This is a genomic window from Ideonella azotifigens (assembly GCF_021043325.1).
In the GTDB taxonomy this organism is placed as follows: Bacteria; Pseudomonadota; Gammaproteobacteria; order Burkholderiales; family Burkholderiaceae_C; genus Ideonella; species Ideonella azotifigens.
This window is the reverse complement of sequence record NZ_JAJNKD010000009.1, coordinates 84,235-106,054: the sequence shown is the minus strand read 5'-3', so window position 1 is coordinate 106,054 and position 21,820 is coordinate 84,235. Positions and strand designations below refer to the sequence as shown.

Annotated in this window: 18 protein-coding genes; 3 read left to right on the top strand and 15 right to left on the bottom strand. The window is 61.7% G+C overall.

Going from position 1 to position 21,820, the window contains the following annotated elements:
* Positions 1-47: 47 nt before the first annotated feature.
* The 11 genes from LRH25_RS19060 to LRH25_RS19010 all read right to left on the bottom strand — a co-directional run bounded on the left by LRH25_RS19060 (position 48) and on the right by LRH25_RS19010 (position 13,197).
* A complete protein-coding gene (locus LRH25_RS19060) occupies positions 48-761 on the bottom strand; it encodes a transposase (RefSeq protein ID WP_141285348.1) in 714 nt (237 codons plus the stop codon).
* 71 nt (positions 762-832) lie between these two features.
* A complete protein-coding gene (locus LRH25_RS19055) occupies positions 833-2,017 on the bottom strand; it encodes a deoxyguanosinetriphosphate triphosphohydrolase (RefSeq protein WP_375140557.1) in 1,185 nt (394 codons plus the stop codon).
* Positions 2,014-3,093 carry a 3-dehydroquinate synthase gene (gene aroB, locus LRH25_RS19050; protein WP_231011958.1) on the bottom strand — a complete coding sequence of 360 codons (1,080 nt, stop codon included), beginning with the start codon at positions 3,091-3,093 and terminating at the stop codon, positions 2,014-2,016. The genes LRH25_RS19055 and aroB overlap by 4 nt, the downstream gene beginning before the upstream one ends.
* A gap of 120 nt (positions 3,094-3,213) precedes the next feature.
* Positions 3,214-4,650 carry an IS66 family transposase gene (gene tnpC, locus LRH25_RS19045; protein WP_231011957.1) on the bottom strand — a complete coding sequence of 479 codons (1,437 nt, stop codon included), beginning with the start codon at positions 4,648-4,650 and terminating at the stop codon, positions 3,214-3,216.
* A gap of 111 nt (positions 4,651-4,761) precedes the next feature.
* Positions 4,762-5,304, bottom strand: coding sequence for a shikimate kinase (locus LRH25_RS19040; RefSeq protein WP_141285133.1), 543 nt, complete (start codon positions 5,302-5,304; stop codon positions 4,762-4,764).
* On the bottom strand, positions 5,301-8,045 hold the full coding sequence (locus LRH25_RS19035; RefSeq protein ID WP_141285135.1) for a beta strand repeat-containing protein: 2,745 nt from the start codon (positions 8,043-8,045) through the stop codon (positions 5,301-5,303). The genes LRH25_RS19040 and LRH25_RS19035 overlap by 4 nt, the downstream gene beginning before the upstream one ends.
* A gap of 40 nt (positions 8,046-8,085) precedes the next feature.
* Complete coding sequence (locus LRH25_RS19030; RefSeq protein ID WP_231011953.1) at positions 8,086-10,260, bottom strand: type IV pilus secretin PilQ; 2,175 nt, start codon at positions 10,258-10,260, stop codon at positions 8,086-8,088.
* Complete coding sequence (locus LRH25_RS19025) at positions 10,257-10,790, bottom strand: pilus assembly protein PilP (RefSeq protein WP_141285137.1); 534 nt, start codon at positions 10,788-10,790, stop codon at positions 10,257-10,259. The genes LRH25_RS19030 and LRH25_RS19025 overlap by 4 nt, the downstream gene beginning before the upstream one ends.
* Positions 10,787-11,491 (bottom strand): type IV pilus inner membrane component PilO, encoded by a 705-nt coding sequence (locus tag LRH25_RS19020; RefSeq protein ID WP_141285139.1) that lies wholly within the window; start codon positions 11,489-11,491, stop codon positions 10,787-10,789. Before LRH25_RS19020 ends, LRH25_RS19025 begins: the two co-directional genes overlap by 4 nt.
* A gap of 9 nt (positions 11,492-11,500) precedes the next feature.
* Positions 11,501-12,121, bottom strand: coding sequence for a PilN domain-containing protein (locus LRH25_RS19015; protein ID WP_141285141.1), 621 nt, complete (start codon positions 12,119-12,121; stop codon positions 11,501-11,503).
* Positions 12,118-13,197 carry a pilus assembly protein PilM gene (locus LRH25_RS19010; protein WP_231011952.1) on the bottom strand — a complete coding sequence of 360 codons (1,080 nt, stop codon included), beginning with the start codon at positions 13,195-13,197 and terminating at the stop codon, positions 12,118-12,120. Before LRH25_RS19010 ends, LRH25_RS19015 begins: the two co-directional genes overlap by 4 nt.
* A gap of 270 nt (positions 13,198-13,467) precedes the next feature.
* Here LRH25_RS19010 and LRH25_RS19005 point away from each other — a divergent pair, with 270 nt between their 5' ends.
* A complete protein-coding gene (locus tag LRH25_RS19005; protein WP_141285143.1) occupies positions 13,468-15,864 on the top strand; it encodes a penicillin-binding protein 1A in 2,397 nt (798 codons plus the stop codon).
* Positions 15,865-15,941: 77 nt separating this feature from the next.
* On the opposite strand, the gene cyaY is transcribed toward LRH25_RS19005, so the two are convergent.
* Together cyaY and LRH25_RS18995 are read right to left on the bottom strand one after the other, a co-directional pair.
* Entirely contained in the window at positions 15,942-16,301 is a 360-nt protein-coding gene (cyaY, locus tag LRH25_RS19000) for an iron donor protein CyaY (RefSeq protein ID WP_141285145.1), read from the bottom strand.
* Between the two features lie 417 nt (positions 16,302-16,718).
* On the bottom strand, positions 16,719-17,693 hold the full coding sequence (locus LRH25_RS18995; RefSeq protein WP_231011951.1) for a porin: 975 nt from the start codon (positions 17,691-17,693) through the stop codon (positions 16,719-16,721).
* Between the two features lie 262 nt (positions 17,694-17,955).
* Here LRH25_RS18995 and coq7 point away from each other — a divergent pair, with 262 nt between their 5' ends.
* Complete coding sequence (gene coq7 / locus LRH25_RS18990; RefSeq protein WP_141285149.1) at positions 17,956-18,579, top strand: 2-polyprenyl-3-methyl-6-methoxy-1,4-benzoquinone monooxygenase; 624 nt, start codon at positions 17,956-17,958, stop codon at positions 18,577-18,579.
* A 15-nt stretch (positions 18,580-18,594) separates the two neighbouring features.
* On the opposite strand, the gene LRH25_RS18985 is transcribed toward coq7, so the two are convergent.
* Positions 18,595-19,023, bottom strand: a complete 429-nt coding sequence (locus LRH25_RS18985) for an OsmC family protein (RefSeq protein ID WP_141285151.1) — start codon at positions 19,021-19,023, stop codon at positions 18,595-18,597.
* Between the two features lie 438 nt (positions 19,024-19,461).
* Between LRH25_RS18985 and ilvA the strand changes: the two genes are divergently transcribed.
* Positions 19,462-21,000 carry a threonine ammonia-lyase, biosynthetic gene (gene ilvA, locus LRH25_RS18980; RefSeq protein WP_211361287.1) on the top strand — a complete coding sequence of 513 codons (1,539 nt, stop codon included), beginning with the start codon at positions 19,462-19,464 and terminating at the stop codon, positions 20,998-21,000.
* Positions 21,001-21,006: 6 nt separating this feature from the next.
* Here ilvA and LRH25_RS18975 read toward each other — a convergent pair whose 3' ends face one another.
* Positions 21,007-21,717, bottom strand: coding sequence for a peptidylprolyl isomerase (locus LRH25_RS18975; protein ID WP_211361286.1), 711 nt, complete (start codon positions 21,715-21,717; stop codon positions 21,007-21,009).
* Positions 21,718-21,820 lie beyond the last annotated feature (103 nt).

Sequence of the window (21,820 nt, the reverse complement as noted above, 5' to 3'; positions counted from 1 at the left end):
ATTGGGGTCAGAGTCAATTAAACAGGCCACGACCCCGATGCAAGCATTTAAATAGGGACAGAGTCATCTGTCACAGCTGGCTTTCGTGGCCGACCACGCGACTTGGGGACCAAAGGCCGCGCCAGATCCTGTGCCAACTGCTGCATGAAACGTGGGCTGCCGAGCGGCTGCGCCTTCAACAGACTGCTCGTCAGGCGTTGCCGCTCGGATTCGGAAACCCCCTCTTCCAGCCATCGCCTGTAAGCCGCTTCTCGCTCGAAAGGCGTGTTGCCAAGCTGCCAGAACGCGGGATGGTCAGTCAACAACGGATCGCGGCGCTGCCCAAGGTGGTGCGCCATGCTGGACCATGGGTGGTCAAGCAAGCCCGAGACCAACCCGGCCCGATGCGGGTTGAGCTCGATGTAGCGCAGGCAGCTCAGCAGGTGGGTGTCCGCGTCGACCAGGTGGGAGCGAAAGCGGCCTTCCCAGAGCGTGCCTGAGCGCTGATGCTTGTGGTTGAACCAGCCCACATAGCGACGGCCAAGGCTTTGCATCATGCGGCTGAGGCCCTCGACTGTCTCGGGCGTGGCCAGCAGGTGCACGTGGTTGCTCATCAACACGTAGGCATGCACGGCCACTTTGTGCTCATGTGCCACGTCTCGCAGGATGTCCAGATAGCGCTGACGGTCAGCGCTGTCGATGAAGACGTCAGCGCGGTTGTGCCCGCGCTGGATCAGGTGATGCGGGTATCCCGCGACCGACATTCGAGGTTGGCGAGCCATGCCGGCAGTGTAAACAAATCGACTCCGACCCCATTTTTTTGGGGTCGGAGTGTCTGCGGCACAAGCTGGTGTCAGCGCTCCAGGAACACTTGCCTGCCGGTGAGGCGTTGGTGCTCCCGGGTGGCGAAGCGGTCGGTCATGCCGGCGATGTAGTCGGCAACGCGCCGGGGGCTGATGCCCTCCGTGGTCTCAGGCTCGCGGTGCTCTTCCGGTAACTGGCGGGGGTCGTCGAGGTAGGCGGCGAACAGCTCGGCAATGATGCGGCGACCCCGCTCGGTGGTGTCCATGACCTGCGGGTGGCGGTACAGCTCACGAAAGAGGAAGCGCTTGAGCTCGGCGCTGGCATGGCGCATGTCGGTCGTGAAGCGGATCAGGGCAGGATGCCGGCGCACCTCGTCGCAGGAAGCAGGCGCCGCGGTTGCGAGCGACGCCGACGCACTGGCAATCACGTCATAGACCTGGGCCGAGAGCATGCGTCGGATGACTTCCGCAAGCAGGCGGCGTGGCGCCTTGCCTGCCAGACCAGGATGGTCACGCTGGACTTCCTCGTCGAAACGGGCGAACAACCGAACCTCCCGCAAGGCGGCCAGGCTCAGCAAACCCGAGCGCACGCCATCGTCAATGTCGTGCGCGTTGTAGGCAATCTCGTCGGCCAGGTTGCACAGCTGCGCCTCCAGGCTGGGTTGCGTGCCGTCCAGGAACCGGCGCGCGACACCCGATGGTTCGCGGGCTTCGATCTGCTGGGCCAATGGCAACGGGCAGCGCTTCAGGATGCCCTCGCGCGTCTCCAGGCACAGGTTCAGACCATCCCATCCGGGGTAGCGCTGTTCCAACGCGTCCACCACCCGCAAGCTCTGCAGGTTGTGCTCGAAGCCGCCGTACTCGGCCATGCAATCGTTCAAGGCGTCCTGCCCTGCATGACCAAACGGCGTATGGCCCAGGTCATGCGCCAACGAAATGGCCTCCACCAGGTCTTCGTTCAGCCCGAGGCTGCGCGAAATGGAGCGCCCGAGCTGGGCCACCTCCAGCGAATGCGTCAGGCGCGTGCGGAACAGGTCGCCCTCGTGGTTGAGGAAGACCTGCGTCTTGTAGACCAGCCGGCGAAACGCGGTGCAATGCACGATGCGATCCCGGTCACGCTGGAAGTCGCTGCGTGTCGGCGCGGGTGGCTCGGCGACGCGCCGACCACCCGGACTGGTCGGAGGCACCGCGTAAACCGCCCGCAGCGGCGAACCCGGGCTGTCCGGAACACTCACGCGGAGCAAGCCTCCAAGGTCTGGCGCACCAATGCCTCCGGCGCTGGCCGCACCACGGCCGAACCGATGCGGTCGATCAGCACAAACCGGATGTCGCCGCCTTCGGCCTTTTTGTCCACGCGCATGTGCTGCATGTATTCGTCTACCGGCAGCTTGGGACCCAGCACGGGCAAGCCGGCTCGTTGCAACAGTGCCGACAACCGGACCTGAAATCCTACCGGCATCAACCCCAGTCGCTCGGACAAGTCCGCGGCCATCACCATGCCCGCGGCGACCGCTTCGCCGTGCAGCCAGACACCAAAGCCGAGACCGGCCTCGATGGCGTGGCCAAAGGTATGGCCAAAGTTGAGAATGGCACGCAGCCCGCCTTCCCGCTCGTCGGCCGCCACCACAGCCGCCTTGATTTCGCAGCTGCGACGCACCGCGTGCATCAGCGCATCCGGCTTGAGGGCAACCAGATCGTCGATGTGATCTTCGAGCCACCCCAGGAAAGCCGCATCGGCAATCGGCCCGTACTTGATGACTTCCGCCAACCCGGCAGCCACCTCGCGAGGCGGGAGTGTCTGCAAGGTGTCCACATCGCAGAAGACACGCAGCGGTTGATAAAACGCGCCGATCATGTTCTTGCCAAGCGGGTGATTGATGGCGGTCTTGCCTCCGACGGAAGAGTCCACCTGTGCCAGCAGCGTGGTCGGCACCTGCACGAAAGGCACGCCGCGCATGTAGCAAGCAGCGGCAAAGCCGGTCATGTCGCCAATCACGCCGCCGCCAAGCGCCACCAACACCGTTTTCCGATCACATTCGTGACCCAGCAATTGGTCGAAGATCAGGTTCAGCGTCTGCCAGGTCTTGTGATGCTCGCCGTCTGGCAAGGTCACCAGATGCACCTTGGCAAATCTATTTTTCAGCTGGGTTTGCACTGCAGCGGCATACAGCGGCGCGACGGTAACGTTGGTCACCAGCACTGCGGCGGAGGCACGCGGCAAATCGGACCAATGCTCTTCAGCCCGCAGCAGGCCAGAGCCGATCATCACGTCGTATGCACGATCACCCAGGCAGACTGGCACGCGGATCATCGGCAAATTAGAGGTCGCAGTCCTTGTTGGCATGCGGCAGTGTAAGCGTGGCCAATAGGTACGTATTCAGCCCCCTCACGAGGAAGTTGAGCGAGCAAGGGATGCCAAGCCCGAAGGCCATCAACCTGAAGGCGCGATCTGCGGTGGCGGTGACAGCAGACTTGGGTGGGGCGCCTTGTCGATCCAGGCGATGACCGCCTGATGCATGTAGGCTAGCAAGTCGCGGCCTTGCCTGCGGCAGGTTTCGACGACGCTGAAGCCACGCGCGATGAACTCGTCGCCGCGCTTGGAGCGGGTCGGCCCGGAGATCTTGCGCTTGAGCACGATGGACCTGATCGACCGTTCGGCCTCATTGTTGGTCGGCGGCACGGCCGGGTTGCCCACGAAGCCCCACAGCGCCGGCCAGAGCTTGAGCAGGTTCTGGCAGGTGGCCTGCGTGCGAGGGCAACCGGTCTGTTCGACCCCTCGGGTCAAGGCTGTGTGAACGCGGCGCTGCAAGGCCTCGAACTGCGCGCCGGCCTTGCCCCGCTCGCGCCAGCGAAACAGCACAAAGCCCAGCCCGAGCAAGCGGCGCCCGATCCGCCCTGCCAAGCCCTGGCGCTGGCCGATCCGGTTGAAGTCTCGCAGCAGGTGCGCCCAGCAGACTTGCCGCCGCTGCGGATCGATGAACGCATAGCCCGCATACCGGTCCAACACGACGATGCCGCCGGGCTCGCGTCCGATCAGCTCATGGATCACATACCGGGCGCGCGAGGGCAAGATGCTGAAGACCGCCAGGTGTGGCTGGATCGCAGCCCAGACCCAGTTGGTCTGGCCTTCTCGCGGGTAGCGCGTCTCGTCCATGTGCACCAGCGGCGCCTTGGCCAGTGACCCGATGGCCTCATGCACCGGCGCCTTGAGCGCTTGGGCCACCTTGCCATGGGCCTGCGAGATGGTGCCCACGCTGAAGTCCAGCCCCATCATCTGCGCCAGCAAGTCACGGATCTTGAACTGCGTCAGGTGGTGGCGGGTGCCCAGCGTACCGATGATGGCCAGCGCGCGCGGGCCGATCTGTCCGCTGGGCACGCCGGCCGGCAACGGCGCGCGATGCAGCTTGCCGCAGCCCGAACACACGCCGCCGTACAACTGGTACTCCTGGACATCGGCCACCGCGGGCGGAATGTCGAACACTTGGTGGCGATACGGCTTGCCCCGCACGGCCACCGCCTCACCGCACTCGCACTGCGGCGGCGACATGCACTCGTGCAGCCCGTTGACCTCGGTCTCCGGCAGCAAGGCACGGTAGGGGCCGGGGTGGCCCTTTTGCGCGCCACGCTTGCGTCCACTGGCGCGGCGCTGCGCTCGGTTGGCGCCTCCCGGGCCGTCTGAGGACGGCGGCTTCGATGAATTGTGCGAGTCCAGCTTCAGCCGCTCGGCCAGCAGCGCCACGGCCTGCCTCAACTCGGCCAGTTCCAGGGCCTGCTGCGCGATGATCTCGTGACACTGCGCCAAGGTCGCCGGCTTGACGCCCTCGACCTCACTCGGGGTGCTCGGCGCGATGCTCGGAGTGATTGCCATGAGGCCGCAGTGTTCTAGTCAAATCAGCAGCTTACAAGAGGCAATTCAAGTCGATTCGGCCGTGCCCTGCGGCGACGACCCTCGATGGATGGTTGGGGGGCTGAATACGTACTAGCCGCTTGCCGGGCCCTTGAACTGCTCAGGCCGAGCAAGCTCCAGTTGCATCGCAATCAAGTGCGCCAAAGTTGCCACGGAACTGCGCCCCGTGTCGACGGTGAAGTCAGCGATCTCGCGATACAGCGGGTCGCGCTGCGCAAACAGTTCGCGCAACCGAACCTGAGGCGGCACGCCTTTGAGCAAAGGACGCTGGGTGTCGTGCTGCAGCCGGCGGGCCAGGTCATCTACTTGCGATCGCAGGTAGATGACCAGATTGCCATCCGCCTTGAGCGCGTGGCGGTTGGTCTCGCGCAGCACGGCACCGCCACCGGTTGCCAAAACCAATCCATCTCGCACCGCGAGCCGCGCGATGGCCAACTCCTCGACGTCACGAAATGCCGGCTCACCATGCAGCTCGAAATATGTAGAGATCGAGCAGCCGATTTGCTGCTCGATCTCATGGTCACTGTCCGCGAACCGCCAGCCCAGGTTGCGCCCGAGTTGGCGACCAATGGTGGACTTACCGCTGCCCGGCAGTCCAACCAAACTGACGATCACAACGAGCAGGCGGTCCCGGAAGGCGGCGCCGCGGAAGTCGACACAGCCACCGGGAAAGTCGTCGTCAAGCCCAACGGAGAAGTTGTGCTGATGTAGATAGTCCCAGAACTAGCAGTTGTGAACTTGTAGCTGATCGCCGCAGCGGTCGCCGTCGAAGTATTGGCCACCGGCGACCCACCGCTCACACTGGTGGTGATGCCGTCCGTCGCCGACACGGTAACGGTGGTGCCAGCGGGCATCGGATTGAGGCGATTGTTGTTCTCGTCAGAAACCAGGAAAGTCAGACTCCCCGCTGCAGGCAGCTTGTACAACGATCCGCTTGCCATGCGGTAGTAAGTAGCACTACTCGTAGTGAAGCCGTCGTCCGCCACCACGATGGACTGCGCCTGACATCCATCATCAAGCAAACCACCGGACACATTGGCGACGACCGGCGTAGACGTTGCATCTCTGAACCACATGAGACGGGAACCAGACGTGGATAGCACAGTCTCCGCCGCGCGACGAACATAGCCTGCATTGCTCCAGGTGCCGTCGCAAGTACCCGCTTGGAAAGGAATGCTTGCGTTGACGGCAAGTAGGGAACTGCTCGGAGAGTGGCACGCAATGGTTCCCGCCCCCTTGATGAACTGATCGCTTTGGCCCGCATTATAGGCTTGGCTGAATTTACGACTCAGGAACACAGCACCCAGATCTTGATAGTCCTCAATACTGTCCCATTTGTTGTCCCCGTTCATGTCAATGAACGACTCTTCACCCAGCGCATAAGCCACCACGGTGATTCGCCCATCGACAGGCCTCGGATCCGCCGACTGGAAGTTCACCGTCGTTCCAGCCAAACCATTTGTGATGGTAGTGAATCCCTGAGATTGGACTTGCCCACCCTCGGCCACGAAATTCACCGTCGTGTTGGCTGGCACGGGGTTGCCCATTCGATCGGAAGCGATCACCGTGTAAGTATTGGTTGTCCCGTCATGGTTCATGCCTTCGATGTTGATCGTCTGTTGAGACAGCGAAAAATTCAACTGGGACGGCAGTCCAACGGCGATGCTCAAGTTACTTGATACCGTAGAAATGCCTGCACTGGTCAACGTCGCCTTGATTCGAACAGGGGTTGGCACAGTTCCAGAACTCACTCGAACTGCCACCTGGCCATTCGAGTCACTGATCTTCGTTTCCGTAGGCGCGGAACCATCAGTATTCACACCCAGCGCATCCATGGTCAACCCGCCAACGGTCGTGGTCGGCTGAAGCGCTACGCTTTGGCCCGGGAGCGGATTACCCGCTTGATCGTTGACCACAAAGGTCACCACAGAAGTTTCGCCCAGTCCGGAACCCTTCAGATAGATCGTCTGCGGCGACGCAGAAACGAAGCCAAGACTGCCGGCGGAAGGCTGAGACAAAGGAATGGTCAGAGAGCCGCTGGTGGAGGTACCCACCACGGTCACCGTGACTGTGTCGGTCGTATCCGTCGCACCGCACTGTACATCCTTGTACGTAAAACTAGCCGATCCACTGGACGTTGTCACGGACGCAGGAGTAATGGTTGCCTTGCCCTTATTGGCGCACAGCGACTGAATGGACAAACCGACCGGTGTACCTGCCGTCGTTCCCGAGAGGCTGACATTCAACGTGGCTTGACCATAAGCGCTCAGAGCACCGGTCAACCCAGAGGTGAAGGTTTGGATGCCAACGGATGTCGCACTGGTTTGGAATCCGAGGCTCTTCGTCAAAGCCGTGCCGCTGACAGTGGCGGAAGCCACAACGTAATCGGCGCCTGTGGCTGTGGTACTCACCGGATACAACAGCACAGATGCCTTGCCAGTTGAATCAGTGAGTGCCGTGCTAGAACTGAACGTACCGAGGCCAAGTGTCGTGCTGAAAGACACGACAGCGCTGGGCACAGCATTCCCGCTCGCATCCTGCAGGGTCACCGATACCGTGACAGGATTCGAAGCTGTCACGGTTTGAGCGGAAAGCGCCAAGGCAAGCGAAGCCGCCCCCCCGCTGACACTCTCCACGACGCTGATTTTTGCAGTACCAGTCACGTTACCGCTGGTAGCGGTCACCGTAATCGTCCGCGTGGATGCGTCTGCACCCATACTCACGGTCGAAATGAATGTGCCAGATGTGCTGGTGGAGGAGGCCGTGGAAGTAACAACACCGCCGTTGTCTGCGGTGACCACTACCGGAGCGCCGCTGACAACCTGATTGTTAGAGTCAACTGCCGTAACCGTGACCGTTACGGGCGTCGGTGCTTGATTGGCAATCGCAACGGAACTCAGTTCAACACGAAGGGCTGAAACTGTCGTGCCGCCACTGGTACTTACCACTGAAATTCGCGCAGCGCCAGTTATCTTCCCACTTGTCGCGGTGACCGTAATCGTACGAACAGTGGTATCTGCCCCCATCCCGACCGAAGAGGTCAGCACGCCAGATGTATCGGTCGCAGAAGCAGTAGAAGTAACAACACCGCCGCTGTCCGCCGTTACAACTACAGGAGCGTCGCTAACAACCTGATTATTTGCATCCACCGCAGTAACAGTAACGGTGACTGCCGCGGGCGCCGTGTTGATGATCGTTGCGGAGCTAAGGTCCAAACGCAACGCCGCAACCGTGCTTGCGCCTCCGCCACCGCCACCAACCACGGGCGTGCCTGCATCACCTCCGCCACCACCACAGGCTTGCAACATGGCTGCCAAAAGCAACCAAGCCGCAGCAATTTTCTTCCGAACCATCATTTCCCCTCTATTCCTCTTCGGCCCAAGCCGATGCAAATACTCAGCGAGCTGCAGACCTGTCCGTGATGATCTTAGGTGTGATGAACATCAGCAGTTCCGTCTTGTTGTTGTACCGAACCGTGTCGCGAAACAAAACACCAAGATAAGGAATATCACCCAGCAGCGGAACCTTGTTGACCTCGTCGCGCTCCTCCTGCGTAAAGATGCCACCGATGACGACTGTACCGCCATTCTCCACCAGCACCTGGGTCTTCACGTGCTTGGTGTTGATCGCCGGGCCTGCGGTGGTGTTGTCGCCTCGACTATCCTTGTTGACTTCGAGCGCGAGAATCACATTGCCTTCTGGTGTGATTTGTGGCGTCACTTCCAGACGCAGACTCGCCTTCTTGAAGGACACCGCGGTGGCGCCGCTTGACGAAGCGATCTGGTACGGGATCTCCACGCCCTGCTCGACTTCAGCCTTGCCTTGGTCGGTGGTGATCACCCGCGGGCTGGACACGATCTTGCCCTTGCCTTCCGCTTCCAATGCGCTAAGTTCCAAGTTCAGAAAGCGATTGGCGGACGCACTGAAAAGCGAGAGTGCCATCGTTGCAGCGGAGGCCGTGCTGATGGCACTGGTATTGGCCGGAAGGCTCACGAACTGGCTGTTGGAGTAAGCGGTGTCGGTGCCCTGCTGATTGGTCTGATAACCAACCTGGTTGTAGTTGCCGCCCACCGTTACGTAGTTGCTACCGCCGACCGAATAGCCGGGAACTCCCCCATTGACGCCACGCAGGTCAGTAGCCCCCAATTTGATACCCAATGCCCGGCCGAACTTGTCATCAGCCTCGACAATGCGCGCCTCGATCAACACTTGGCGCACTGGAATGTCAATTTTGGAAATCATGGTCGTCACCTCTTCCAACTTGGAAGCAATGTCCGACACAAAAAGCTGGTTGGTTCGGGCTTCAGCCAACACCGAGCCTCGTGGCGAAAGAATCCGTGTTGCGTTGGCCCCCGAGCCTGACGCGGCGGATCCAGCACCGGCAGCGCTGCCTTGCCCGGTCAAGGCCTTTGCAATCTCTTCGGCCTTGGTGTAATTGAGCTGATAGGACTGGGTCCGCACGGGCTCCAGTTCCGTAATCTTCTTTTTTGCCTCAAGATCCACCTGCTCCTTGGCGGCAAGTTCTTCTTTGGGCGCGATCCACAGCACGTTGCCAGACTTGCGCATGCCCAGACCCTTGGCCTGCAAGATTATATCCAGCGCATGATCCCAGGGCACATCCTTCAGGCGCAGCGTAACGCTGCCGGTCACAGTGTCACTGGTAACCACGTTGAAATTGGTGAAGTCCGCGATAACTTGCAGCAGCGCGCGGACTTCAATGTTCTGGAAGTTCAACGACAGTTTCTCACCCTGGAAGCCGGGACCCTGCACCAGTTTGTTCGGATCCATGCGCACCGGACGAACTTCCAACACGAATTGCGTATCGGTCTGATAGGCACTGTGCTCCCAGGCACCGCGAGGCTCGATCAACAGACGAACTCGGTCACCATTTTGCACAGCCGAAATGCCTTGCACAGGCGTGCCGAAGTCGGAAACATCCAACTTGCGACGCAGACTCTCCGGCAGGGTGGAATGCAGGAACTCCACCACCAAATTCTGGCCCTGCTGCCGCAAATCTACGCCGACTTGGGTGTTGGCCAGCCCCACTACGACGCGCCCAGCGCCATCTGGGCCACGCCGGAAATCAATGTCCCGAAGCGCCAGCTGTTCGGAATTCTGGTTGGTGGCGAAATGCACCGCATCCTGGGCAGCACCTGCTGAAGCCTGCGAATCCAACAGGATCAAGAGCGTTTTGCCTTGAATCTCTGTCTTGTAGGAAGTTGCCTGCTTCAGGCTCACTACCAGCCGGGTGCGATCACCGGAATTGGCAACGTTGACAGACCGAACATTGCCCTGGTTAACCTCTACACTGGACGTGCCCAAACCATTGGTGACACCCGGCAGATCGATGGCCACCCGAGGTGGCGCCTGGACCACGAACCCGGTGGGCGCAGAAGCCAAAGGCTGGCTGAGTTCAACCCGAATCACTTCGCCATTGGCCTGTTGCGAACCGGTGACCGAGCGAATGACGTTTTGCGCCATAGCTAAGCCCGGCGCCATCATCCCGATCGACAGCGCCAGGGCTGCCGCGTACCAACTACGCATCTTGCGTGACTCCAACCTGTTGTTCATTGCCCCGACTCCTGAAGCTGGAGGGTACTGGTGCGTTCAATCCACTCGCCAGAGGCGTCTTGCACGATTTCACGCAACTCGAGCTCGGTTTCGGAAATCTTGGTGATCTTGCCGAAATTCTGACCCAGATAATCGCCCGCCTTCACGTAGTGCAGCAGCCCCTGAACCTTCAGCAATGCATGAGGCTGGCCCCCTCGATTCACACTGCCGACCATCTTCATGCCATCCAGAGGAAACGACTCCAACGGTTGCTTCCGGCGGCGCATTTCAGCCGCGAGGATCGCATTTGAGCCTCTCGCATCAAGTCGTGTCCCCGCCACCATCTTGCCCGCACCAAACGGCTCCGGCGCAACACTGCCAACATAAGGCTCCGGCTCGAATTTCCGCGGCGGTAAAATCGGTTGCACATTCGGCTTAACCTCTTTCGCCTGTTGATCCATCCAGGCCTGAATCTCCTGGTTGTCACCAGAACAGCCAGCCATCAACAGGATCAGTCCCAACCCAAGCCAAGTCAAAAACTGCCGACTCATGACTTGCCCTTCTTCTTTGCGCTCACCTTTGCAGCAGCCTCTCGCTTGACCTCAGCCACCTCGGCTGGATCCAGATAGCGGTAGGTCCGCGCTGTGGCTTCCATGACCAAGGCACCCGAGTTGTCCTTGGCTGTAGTGGGCGTGATAACCAAATTGTGCAAGGTGACGATGCGCGAAAGATTGGCGACATCCCCAGCGAATGAACCAATGTCGTGGAAGCGACCGGACACCCGAATGGCGATTGGCAACTCGGCGTAATAGTCCTTCACCACCACCTGCCCCGGCCGGAAGAGCTCAAATTGCATGCCCCGCCCAACACCGGCCTGATTGATGTCCGACAGCAGCGCATCCATCTCAGCCTTGCCTGGCAATTGCTTTTCCAGCTGAGTCACATACTCCTGAACCTGTTCCTTTTGCTTGCGTAACTCTTCAAGATTGACGGCCTGGGTGAGCTTCTGCCGATATTCGGTCTTGAGTTTTGGTTCAAGGTCCCGGGATTGCGCCAAACGATCTGTTTCATCACTGATCAATAACAGCCAGCCCACCACCACAGCCACGACGGCAGCCAATAGCCAGACCACAGCCTTTGGCAGTATCGGCCACTGTCCGGGCTCCTTGGGGTCCAAGCCCTGAAACTGGCCGCCCGCCGCACGCAGCGACGCCCCGACGTCGATTTGAGAGGTTTTTTTCTGTGTCGCCATGGTCAATACTCAGGACACTTTGGCGGTCGCAGGCTTGCCAAGTGCCGCGCCGCTGGCAGCCCCCGCAGGCGGAGCGGGCCGCTTGATCGACACTTTGATGGAAAAATCAAACAATTTGCGTTGATCCTTGCCAATCAGAATGTTGGCGGACTTGCTTTCCACCAACTCAGGACGCTCCAACCACGTGGAGTTGTAGGCAGTGTTGCGCAGTAACTCGGAAACACGCTCATTGGTCTGGGCAACGCCACTGACAGTGACCTGATTCCCACTTTGACGGACGGCAGTCAGATAGACACCCTCGGGCGTCTGCTTGACAAGCTCGTTCAACAGATAGACCGGCACATTCCGATCCGTCTGGAGGTTTTCCACAGCGTTTTGTCGCGCCTTCAAGGCTTCGATTTCAGCCTTCAAGTCCGCGATGTCCTTGATCTTGACTTCGAGCTTGGTGATTTCCGTCTTCAGAAAGCTGTTTCGGGAGTTCTGCGCGGCAGTCAATTGCTGCAACACGAGATACCAAAGCAGGACGATACCGGCACCCACAATGGCTGCCAGTCCCAGGGCCGCGAAAAATGCCCGCTTGCGTTCCTGCCGGCGCGCCTCTCGGTGGGGCAACAGGTTGATCAGGATCACTGCACAAATCTCCGCATGGCCAGGCCGCAGGCCGTGAGGTAAGACGGCGCCTCACGCTTGAGCTTGGCCTCCCGCACCGCCGGCCCTAATTTCATGTTCTCGAAAGGATTCACCACGCGCGAGGCGAAACCGGTGACGTCCTTGACGCGTTCGCGCAACCCGGTCATGGATGCCGCGCCACCCGCCAGCATCACGTAATGCACCTTGTGATGCGGCGTGCTGGTGAAGAAATATTGCAAAGCACGGCCAATTTCATGTGCCAAGCTGTCCACAAACGGCGTCAGCAAGGTGGGGCCATAGTCTTCGGGCAGATCGCCACTGAGCTTTTTCTGCTCCGCCTCTTCATATGAAAAGCCGTATTGCCGCGAGATCAACTGCGTGAGTTGGGCACCCCCGAAAGATTGGTCGCGGTCGTACAGCAACTCGTCTTCCCGCAGGACCTTGAGACTGGTGGTATCCGCGCCAATTTCAAACAACGCGACCAAAGCGTCCTTGCCTTGGTCAGGCAAAGCGGCGACCAGCCGCGTCATGGCCAGACGGGAGGCATGCGATTCAATGTCCAGCACAACCGGCGTCAACCCGGCCGCCTCGGCCAGGCCTTGCCGGTCCTGCACGCGGTCTTTTCGCGAAGCAGCGATCAACACATCCACATCACCGGCCGAATTCGAATTCGGTCCAATCACACAGAAATCCAGACTGACTTCGTCCAGCGAGAACGGGATGTATTGATGCGCTTCGGTTTCGACCTGAAGCTCCATCTCCTCTTCACGAAGACCGGCAGGCAGCACGATGCGCTTGGTGATGACCGCTGCGGCCGGCATGGCCATCACGACGTGTCGGGTGCGCGTGCCGCTGCGGGCCACAACGCGCCGCACCGCATCGGCCACTTCATCAAATTTCTCGATTTGCCCATCCACGATCCAGCCTTTTTCAAAAGGCTCGCTGGACAGTCGTTCGAGCACCAATTCGCCGGACGATGACTGACCCAGTTCAACCAGCTTGACGCTGGATGAACTGATGTCGAGACCCATCATCTGGGGATGTTTCTGGCCCAGAAAGCGATCAAGAAAACCCACGGGAGATGGCTCCAGCGACACCGTGAACGGGCGCAAAGTTAACAAAGCACTTCAATGCTAGCAGCAAGCTTGTTGACGAACCAAGGATTTCCCCGGAACGAATCCGCGCGTCCGTTGCGCCAGACTGACTGATTGGTAAGCAAACGATACCGGTGCGGAACCTTTGCGCCTCCACCCAAAAGCTGTGTTTGCGCCATGCGCTGGCTGCCTGAGCCAACGGCAGTTGAAGCAACTTCCACTTCCTATAATCGGCAGCTCAACGGGAGAACCATGAGCGACGCCGACCCCAACGATCCCGCCTCTTCCTCATCCAAAGGTCCCGGCAAGCACTCCAGTTCGAACGCCGCCGTCGCCCCCGCTTCGCGGGCGGTGGCCGCACTGTTGCGAGTGCTGGCGGCGCTGTTTGGCGTGGCCCTGGCACTGGGAGCGGCCGGCCTGATTTGCGGCGGCATTGCGTTGGCGGTCGCCTATCCGAATCTTCCGGAGCTGGACGCGATCACGGATTACCGCCCAAAGCTGCCGCTGCGAGTCTTCTCCGCGGATGGCGTCCTGTTGGGCGAATATGGCGACGAACGGCGGCAGTTCACACCCATTGCCGAGATTCCAGACGTGATGAAACACGCGGTGTTGGCGATCGAAGACGCCCGCTTCTATCAACACAGCGGCGTGGACTACCTGGGCGTGCTGAGAGCTGGCGTTGCGCAGTTCGGTGCCGCAGGCAGCCAGGGCGCATCGACGATCACGATGCAGGTTGCGCGTAATTTTTACTTGTCGACCGAAAAAACGATCACTCGCAAGCTTTACGAGGTGCTGCTGGCGCTGAAGATCGAGAGCGCCCTGAGCAAGGACCACATCCTTGAGATCTACATGAATCAGATCTACCTGGGGCAGCGCGCGCACGGCTTCGCGGCCGCCAGCGAAATTTACTTTGGCAAGCCATTGCGGGAACTGACCGTGGCCGAGGCGGCGATGCTCGCCGGGCTACCGAAGGCGCCGTCGGCCTACAACCCGATCGCCAACCCGCGCCGGGCAACAGTGCGGCAGCGCTACATCGTGGACCGCATGCTGGATAACGGCTTCATCACCGCCGAGCAGCGCGAGACCGCCCTCGCACAAACCCTGAAATACCGCACGCCAACCGAGGTGCCAGTGCATGCGGAATACCTCGCGGAAGCAGCGCGGCAATTGATGTTTGCCCAATACGGCGCTGATACCTACACCCGCGGGCTGAACGTGCAGTTGACGGTGCAAGCCTCGGATCAGGCCGCGGCCTACCACGCGCTGCGCAAGGGTCTGATGGACTTCGAGCGGCGGCAGGTCTACCGCGGCCCGGAAGCCTATGTGGACCTGCCGGCAGACCCCAAGGCGCTGGACGCACGCATTGCGGAAGCGCTGGCAGACCATCCGGATAACGACGAATTGAAGGCCGCGGTGGTGCTGGAGGCGTCGCCCAAGAAGGTCATTGCAGCACTGCAATCCGGCGAAGCGCTGACGATCACTGGAGAAGGCCTGAAGCCAGCGACCTCCGGCCTGTCAGACCGCGCAGACCCGAAGGTGCAAGTGCGACGCGGCGCCATCGTGCGGGTACTGAAGACTGTCAAGGGTGACTGGACACTGACCCAGCAGCCGGAGGTCGAAGGGGCATTCGTATCGATGGAGCCGCAAACCGGTGCCATCCGCGCCCTTGTTGGCGGCTTTGATTTCGGCAAGAACAAGTTCAATCACGTGACACAGGCGTGGCGGCAACCGGGTTCCAGCTTCAAGCCCTTCATCTATTCGGCAGCACTCGAAAAAGGCTTCACGCCAGCCACGGTGGTCAATGACGCACCGCTGTTCTTCGACGCCGGCAGCACCGGCAGCCAACCGTGGGAGCCGAAGAACTACGACGGCACCTTCGACGGCCCCATGTCGCTGCGGCGTGCACTGGCGAAGTCCAAGAACATGGTATCGATCCGCGTGCTGCAGGCCATTGGCGTGCCCTATGCGCGCGAATGGATCACCCGATTTGGCTTCGAGAAGGAGCGCCACGATCCTTACCTGACGATGGCACTGGGTGCGGGCTCGGTCACGCCAATGCAGATGGTGACCGGCTACAGCGTGTTTGCGAACGGCGGCTACCGCGTCAACCCGGTCTTGATCGCGCGGGTGACCGACACCCGCGGCCGCGTGCTGCATGAAACCCGGCTTGCACCGCCTGATGAATCGCTGCGCGTCATCGAACCGCGCAACGCCTTCATCATGAGCAGCCTGCTGCAGGAAGTCGCACGCTCCGGCACGGCGGCTCGCGCGCAGGCCACGCTGAAGCGGCCGGACATCTATGGCAAGACCGGCACCACCAATGACTCCATGGACGCCTGGTTCGCCGGCTTCCAGCCTTCGCTGGCAGCCGTCGTCTGGATCGGCTACGACAACCCACGCAAGCTGGGCGACCGTGAAACCGGCGGTGGGCTGTCGTTGCCCGTCTGGATCGAGTTCATGGGCCAGGCGCTCAAAGGCGTGCCGGTGGCCGAAGTGCAGCCCACGCCAGGTGTGGTCAACGTGGCGGGCGAGTGGTACTACGACGAGTTCAGTGGCGGCCAGGGCGTCAGCAGCCTGAACACAGAAGAACACCTGCCCACGCCGCCAAACGAGGACGAGAAGAAAGGCATCCTGGACCTGTTCCGGTAGGAAGCCCATCCCGACCAGATTCGCTCGCCGCCGTGTGAACTGACGTCAAAGAGTCCCGAGGAGGCACCGCGCCGCCGTCAGGCGCCAGTGAACAGAAGTGCCACGCCAGCCTGCGCGCTGGCGTGATGCGAAAGACTTTGGAACAGTTCACTGCCATCACGCGTATCGACCCAGCGGCCAGCCGCCACGTCACATCGGTAGTGGAAACCGCCGCCTCGCGCCGCCAGCCAGATCTCGTGCAGCGGCGGCTGGGTGTTCAGGATGATCTTGCTGCCGTTGGGGAACGACAACTCCAGCAGGCCGCCGGTACGGTGGGTGTCGATGTCGATCACATCCCGGTCCAGCCACTGGTCGATCTGAGCTTCGACGCTGGCGAGCGCCAGGTGAGCCAGTTCGTGGTATTGCGCGTCAGTCAGGGTCGGAGCTGTCGTGGTCATCGCTAAAATTCAGTTATGCCGCATTGCGTGATGTTCAGTGTAGTGGCGCCGCAAAAGCGAGCACCTTTGAAGACCTCTTCGTCGCATGCCTTCTGTGGCCTGCCGCGAACTGCAACGCTGGCTGCAGGGCTGGCCCTGGCACTGCTGTGCGCTGGCTGCGGCCAACGGGCCAATTTGGTGCTACCCGATCAGGCATCAACCAAGCCGTCTCGCGCCTCTGCAACTTCTCCGGCCTCCACCGCGGCGCCGGCAGCCAGCGCAAGCCAGCCCTGAGTGACGCAGGCCGACTCGACAACTTGAGTCGCGCCTTGGCAAGAGCCGATGTGACAGAAATAAAAAAGCCCGAGAGGCATGGCCTGTCGGGCTTTTGCTCACACGGCATTCGCGCAGAGTGACTGCGCAAATGCCTGGAGAGACTTAGAACGAGTGGCTGAGACCGAAGTCGTAGCCGTTCTTGTTGTCGGCCGCCAAACTGCCACCAACATCGCCACCGATGCGGGCGTAGTCAGCATAGATCTTGGTGCGCTTGGACAGCTTGTACTCCACGCCCAGCCCAGCCTTCTTCAGGGTCTGCGAACCTGCGGCAAAGTCCACCTTGGACTGTGCGTAGCCAGCCTTCAGGTTGATGGCGCCGTAAGGCACAACCACGCCAACGAGGAAGCCCTTGACGTCAACGTCATTAATGGTCTTGCCATCGGAATACGAGCCGGACAGCTTGGCCATGCCGAAGTCGTAGGAACCGACAGCGGTCCACATCTTCTGGTTTTCAAACGTGGTGGCTTCGTACGCACCACCGACCATCAGCGAACCCATCGTGTAGGAAGCACCGACCGCATAGGGCTTCTCGGTGCCAGCGCCGTAAGTTTCCGCAACGGAAGCTGACAGCTTGAAGGCACCAAAAGCACCGTCATAGCGAACAGAATTGTCCAGACGACGCACATCCACCAACGCCTGCGTGGCGTCGAACTTGCTGGTGCGCAGCGTGGCGCCAACGTCACGCAGCTGAGCAATGGTGTCGCCACCGAACGGGTCAGCAGAGCTCACCACATCCCAGGCGCCGCTTTCCATGCGACCCAGTTGCAGGGAACCGAACTTGGTGTTCAGGCCCACGGAGGACCAACGGTTCCAGAAGGTGGTTCCGCCTTGTGCAGCGCCGGTGTCGGCAGAAATTTGGCTTTCAATCCGGAAGATGGCCGACATGCCATTGCCCAGGTCTTCAGAACCCTTGAAGCCGATGCGGCTGCCGTTGTTGTCGGCAACTTGCTTGTCCTTGGAAGCCACGGTCTTGGCCAGTGCCAAGTCCAGCTTGCCGTACACGGTCACCGACGATTGAGCGGAAGCGGCGCCGGCGAAAGCACCCAGAACTGCCAGAGCGAGCAGAGTTTTTTTCATTGCAACTATCTCCAAGATTGGTACGAGAGATCCGGAGGGTTGGCCTGGCCGCTTCATTGAGCGGCTGGTCCGGAGCGCACTAAAGGCAAACCCTGATGCGGAAGCTGAGCGTGATTGCACCAGAGCCCCGCCAAGGAGGCAAACTTTCAGGCACATCCGGCCCAGGGTCGTTGCCTATGGACAACGGGTGGCCAAAAAACGAACGCGTCACAATGGCGTCTTGCGAAATTCACATAACGCCAGCAATGGGGAGAAACCCAGGATGCTCGACACCTTGTTGATCAACGCAGATCAAGCGCTGCGCACGCTCTCAGGCGGCGCGAGAGCCAACCGCGCCAGCCCTGCGCAGCCCGAGCTTGGCGCGACGGCACTCAGCGCGTCGCAGAAGCGACTTTCCGGCGCACTGATGCGTGTGAACCATGTGGGCGAAGTTTGTGCGCAGGCGCTTTATCAGTCACAGGCGCTGGGCACACGTGATCCCGCGCTGCGGCGGGATCTGCAACAAGCCGCCGACGAGGAGATTGATCACCTGGCCTGGACGGCGGAACGCCTGAAGGCCTTGAACAGCCACGCCAGCTGGCTGAACCCGCTCTGGTACGCCGGCGCTTTCTCGCTGGGCCTGCTGGCCGGCCGAGCCGGAGACCGCTGGAGCCTGGGCTTTGTCGCGGAGACTGAGCGGCAGGTGGCCCGGCATCTGGCCAGCCACCTCGCGCGCCTGCCCACCGAGGACCATGCGTCACGCGCCATCGTGGCGCAGATGCATGCAGACGAAGTCCGGCATTCGGAACAGGCTGAGGCCGCCGGGGCCCATCGGCTGCCGCCCCCCGTTCGCGGCCTGATGCGGGTGGCAGCCAAGGTCATGACGACCACCGCACACTACATCTGACGATGCCGCGCAGCCTCAGGCCCCAGCCTCGCGCACTTCAATGCTGGTGCTGATCTCCGCCGTGCGGCCCAACATCGCTGTGGCCGAGCAATACTTTTCGTGCGACAGCGCCACGGCCCGCGCTACCGCGGCCTCCGGAAGCTGCTTGCCGGTCACCACGAAATGCATGTGCAGCTTGGTGAAGACTTTCGGGTCGACCGACGCACGCTCGGCCTTGAGGGACACAGTGCAGCCGCTCACCTCGTGTCGCCCGCGCTTCAGGATCAGCACCACGTCGTAGGCCGTGCAGCCGCCAGCACCGGCCAGCAGCGTTTCCATGGGGCGCGGCGCCAGGTTGCGGCCGCCGCCTTCAGGCGCGCCGTCCATGCTCAGCAAATGGCCGCTGCCAGTCTCCGCCAGCATCGACATGCCGGTTTCCGGCACCCAGTGGATCGTGCATTCCATCGACTTCATCCTCGTATGACGGCAGCGCCGCAGGCTCGCGACGCCACCAAATGTGAATTATCTCGCGGCGCGCCCCGCTGAAGGTTCGCCACGGGCCGCTTGCAACATATTGCAGCGCAGCACAAGTGCGGTTAAACTCTATTCATCGCATTGATGGATCTATCGATCAATGCCCCGGTTGTCTCCTCCACCTCCTCCATTGGTGGATTCAGCCCGGAGCTGCAAAGCTCCGGGCTTTTTTCTGTCTGGCGACATCTGGCGTAGGTCACAGCGCGCTGCTTTACCATGCAGCGCTTCTGCGTGGCAGACCCTCCGGGCGATGCGTGCGAAGTCATTTCAACCAGCATTGCACCGAGGAGAGACGCCATGGCAGGCGCCGCCCGTCCGGCCCGCCCTGCGGCGCGCCCGGCATCCAGTCGTTCCATGTCCGGCACCAGCATGGCGATCCAAGCGGCCACGCCGCCGAGCGCCAACGACTACCTGCGCAAGATCCTGAACGCCAAGGTCTATGACGTTGCAGACGAAACCGCGCTGGACCCGGCCCGCACGCTGAGCAAGCGCCTGGGCAACCAGGTGCTGCTCAAGCGTGAAGACCTGCAGCCGGTGTTCAGCTTCAAGCTGCGCGGCGCCTACAACAAGATGGCGCACCTGCCGCCGGAAAAGCTGCAGCGCGGCGTCATCTGCGCCTCGGCAGGCAACCATGCCCAGGGCGTGGCCATGAGCGCCAAGCGCATGGGCTGCCGCGCCGTCATCGTGATGCCCGTCACCACACCCAAGGTCAAGATCGACGCCGTGGCCGGCTGGGGCGGTGAAGTCGTGCTGCATGGCGAAAGCTATTCAGACGCCTACGGCCACGCGGTCGAGCTTGAAAAGGCCCAGGGCCTGACCTTCGTGCATCCGTTCGACGACCCGGACGTGATCGCCGGCCAGGGCACGATCGCGATGGAAATCCTGCGCCAGCACCAGGGGCCCATCCACGCGGTTTTCTGCGCCATCGGCGGCGGCGGGCTGATCTCCGGTGTCGCGGCCTACATCAAGGCAGTGCGGCCCGAGATCAAGGTCATTGGCGTGCAGACGGTCGACTCCGACGCGATGCTGCGCTCGGTCAAGGCGGGCAAGCGCGTGACGCTGCCCGATGTCGGCCTGTTCGCCGACGGCACCGCCGTCAAGCTGGTCGGTGAAGAGACTTTCCGCCTGGTGCGAGAGCTGGTCGACGACTTCGTGGTCGTCGACACCGACGCCGTCTGCGCCGCGATGAAAGACGTGTTCCAGGACACCCGCAGCATCGTCGAGCCTTCCGGCGCGATGGGCGTGGCCGGCCTGAAGCAGTACGCCGCCGAGCACAAGCTCAAGGGCCAGACGCTGGTGGCCGTGACCTGCGGCGCGAACATGAACTTCGATCGCCTGCGCTTTGTCGCCGAGCGGGCCGAGCTTGGCGAACAACGCGAAGCCTTGTTCGCGGTGACGATCCCCGAGGAGCGCGGCAGCTTCAAGCGCTTCTGCGAACTGATTGGCTCGCGCAGCGTCACCGAGTTCAACTACCGCATCTCGGACGCCAAGATCGCCCACGTCTTCGTCGGCGTGTCCATCAGCAAGCGCGACGAGGCCGACAAAATCGCCCGCAGCTTCACCCGCCACGGCTTCGCCACCGTCAACCTGACCGACGACGAGCTGGCCAAGGAGCATGTGCGCCACATGGTGGGTGGCCGCAGCGAGCTGGCGCGCGACGAGCGGCTTTACCGCTTCCAGTTCCCCGAGCGCCCGGGCGCACTGATGCGCTTCCTATCGGCCATGCATCCGGACTGGAACATCAGCCTGTTCCACTACCGCAACCAAGGCGCAGACTACGGTCGAATCCTCGTTGGCATGCAGGTGCCCAAGGGCAACAAGCAGGCCTTCAAGAACTTCATTGCCGGCCTGGCCTACCCCTGCGTGGACGAGACCGACAACCCGGTCTATCAGCTGTTCCTGCGCTGAGCAGCTTCAGCGCAGCGCCACGCCGGGCGGTACGGCCTGCGGCGCAGGCTCGACCCGCTCGGCCCGCAGGATGCGCACCGGCTTGACCAGCAACTGCCCACGCACATAGTCCTCGCCCTGGGCCGGATCGGTCGCCGCGCCGTGGATGCGGCGCACCACGTCCATGCCTTCCAGCACCTGCCCAAAGGCGGCAAAGCCCTGGCGATCCGGGTTGCGCTGGCCGCCGAAATCCAGCCCCGGCTGCTCACCGATGCAGATGAAAAACGCCGCGGCCGAGCCGGTGCCCACCGCACCACGCGCCAGCGACAGCGTGCCGTCATGGTGCCGCAGCCCGCTGGCCTGCGTGGTCTCGTGAGCCACCGGCGGCGCTGGCGTGTCGTCGCCCGCCACGCCACCCTGAATGACTTCGATCTGCGGCGTGCCGTGATCGTTGTCTCGCCGCACCGTGCGGTAGAAGCTGGCGCCCGCGTACAGCCCACGGTCCACGTAGCGCAGGAAATCGCCAGCGGACACAGGAGCGTGTGCCAGGTCAACAGCCACCACGATGGTGCCCTGCTCGGTCACCAAGCGGACCTGCACCGGCGGCGTGGGTGCAGTGGCCGCCGGGGTTGGCGGCGCGGTGGCAGCCCTGGCCGCACCGGCACAACCAGCCAGCACCCATGCCAGCGAGAACCCGCACAGCCTGCGGCGAAGAAAACCATGGTTTGCGTTCATCATTCAACGGCTCCGGTTTGCCGAGCCCCGGTGAAAAGTTCGCAAAGCGTCTCCAGATGGACCACTGCGAACCAGGGCTCCTGTGGGCTGCGCCCATGCACCAAGG

What these genes read in the sequence shown, in the direction of transcription:
- LRH25_RS19060 (WP_141285348.1), bottom strand. Translation starts at nt 761, where the DNA reads ATGGCTCGCCAACCTCGAATGTCGGTCGCGGGATACCCGCATCACCTG.
- aroB (WP_231011958.1), bottom strand. Translation starts at nt 3,093, where the DNA reads ATGATCCGCGTGCCAGTCTGCCTGGGTGATCGTGCATACGACGTGATG.
- tnpC (WP_231011957.1), bottom strand. Translation starts at nt 4,650, where the DNA reads ATGGCAATCACTCCGAGCATCGCGCCGAGCACCCCGAGTGAGGTCGAG.
- LRH25_RS19035 (WP_141285135.1), bottom strand. Translation starts at nt 8,045, where the DNA reads ATGATGGTTCGGAAGAAAATTGCTGCGGCTTGGTTGCTTTTGGCAGCC.
- LRH25_RS19030 (WP_231011953.1), bottom strand. Translation starts at nt 10,260, where the DNA reads ATGAACAACAGGTTGGAGTCACGCAAGATGCGTAGTTGGTACGCGGCA.
- LRH25_RS19025 (WP_141285137.1), bottom strand. Translation starts at nt 10,790, where the DNA reads ATGAGTCGGCAGTTTTTGACTTGGCTTGGGTTGGGACTGATCCTGTTG.
- LRH25_RS19020 (WP_141285139.1), bottom strand. Translation starts at nt 11,491, where the DNA reads ATGGCGACACAGAAAAAAACCTCTCAAATCGACGTCGGGGCGTCGCTG.
- LRH25_RS19005 (WP_141285143.1), top strand. Translation starts at nt 13,468, where the DNA reads ATGAGCGACGCCGACCCCAACGATCCCGCCTCTTCCTCATCCAAAGGT.
- cyaY (WP_141285145.1), bottom strand. Translation starts at nt 16,301, where the DNA reads ATGACCACGACAGCTCCGACCCTGACTGACGCGCAATACCACGAACTG.
- LRH25_RS18995 (WP_231011951.1), bottom strand. Translation starts at nt 17,693, where the DNA reads ATGAAAAAAACTCTGCTCGCTCTGGCAGTTCTGGGTGCTTTCGCCGGC.
- coq7 (WP_141285149.1), top strand. Translation starts at nt 17,956, where the DNA reads ATGCTCGACACCTTGTTGATCAACGCAGATCAAGCGCTGCGCACGCTC.
- LRH25_RS18985 (WP_141285151.1), bottom strand. Translation starts at nt 19,023, where the DNA reads ATGGAATGCACGATCCACTGGGTGCCGGAAACCGGCATGTCGATGCTG.
- ilvA (WP_211361287.1), top strand. Translation starts at nt 19,462, where the DNA reads ATGGCGATCCAAGCGGCCACGCCGCCGAGCGCCAACGACTACCTGCGC.
- LRH25_RS18975 (WP_211361286.1), bottom strand. Translation starts at nt 21,717, where the DNA reads ATGATGAACGCAAACCATGGTTTTCTTCGCCGCAGGCTGTGCGGGTTC.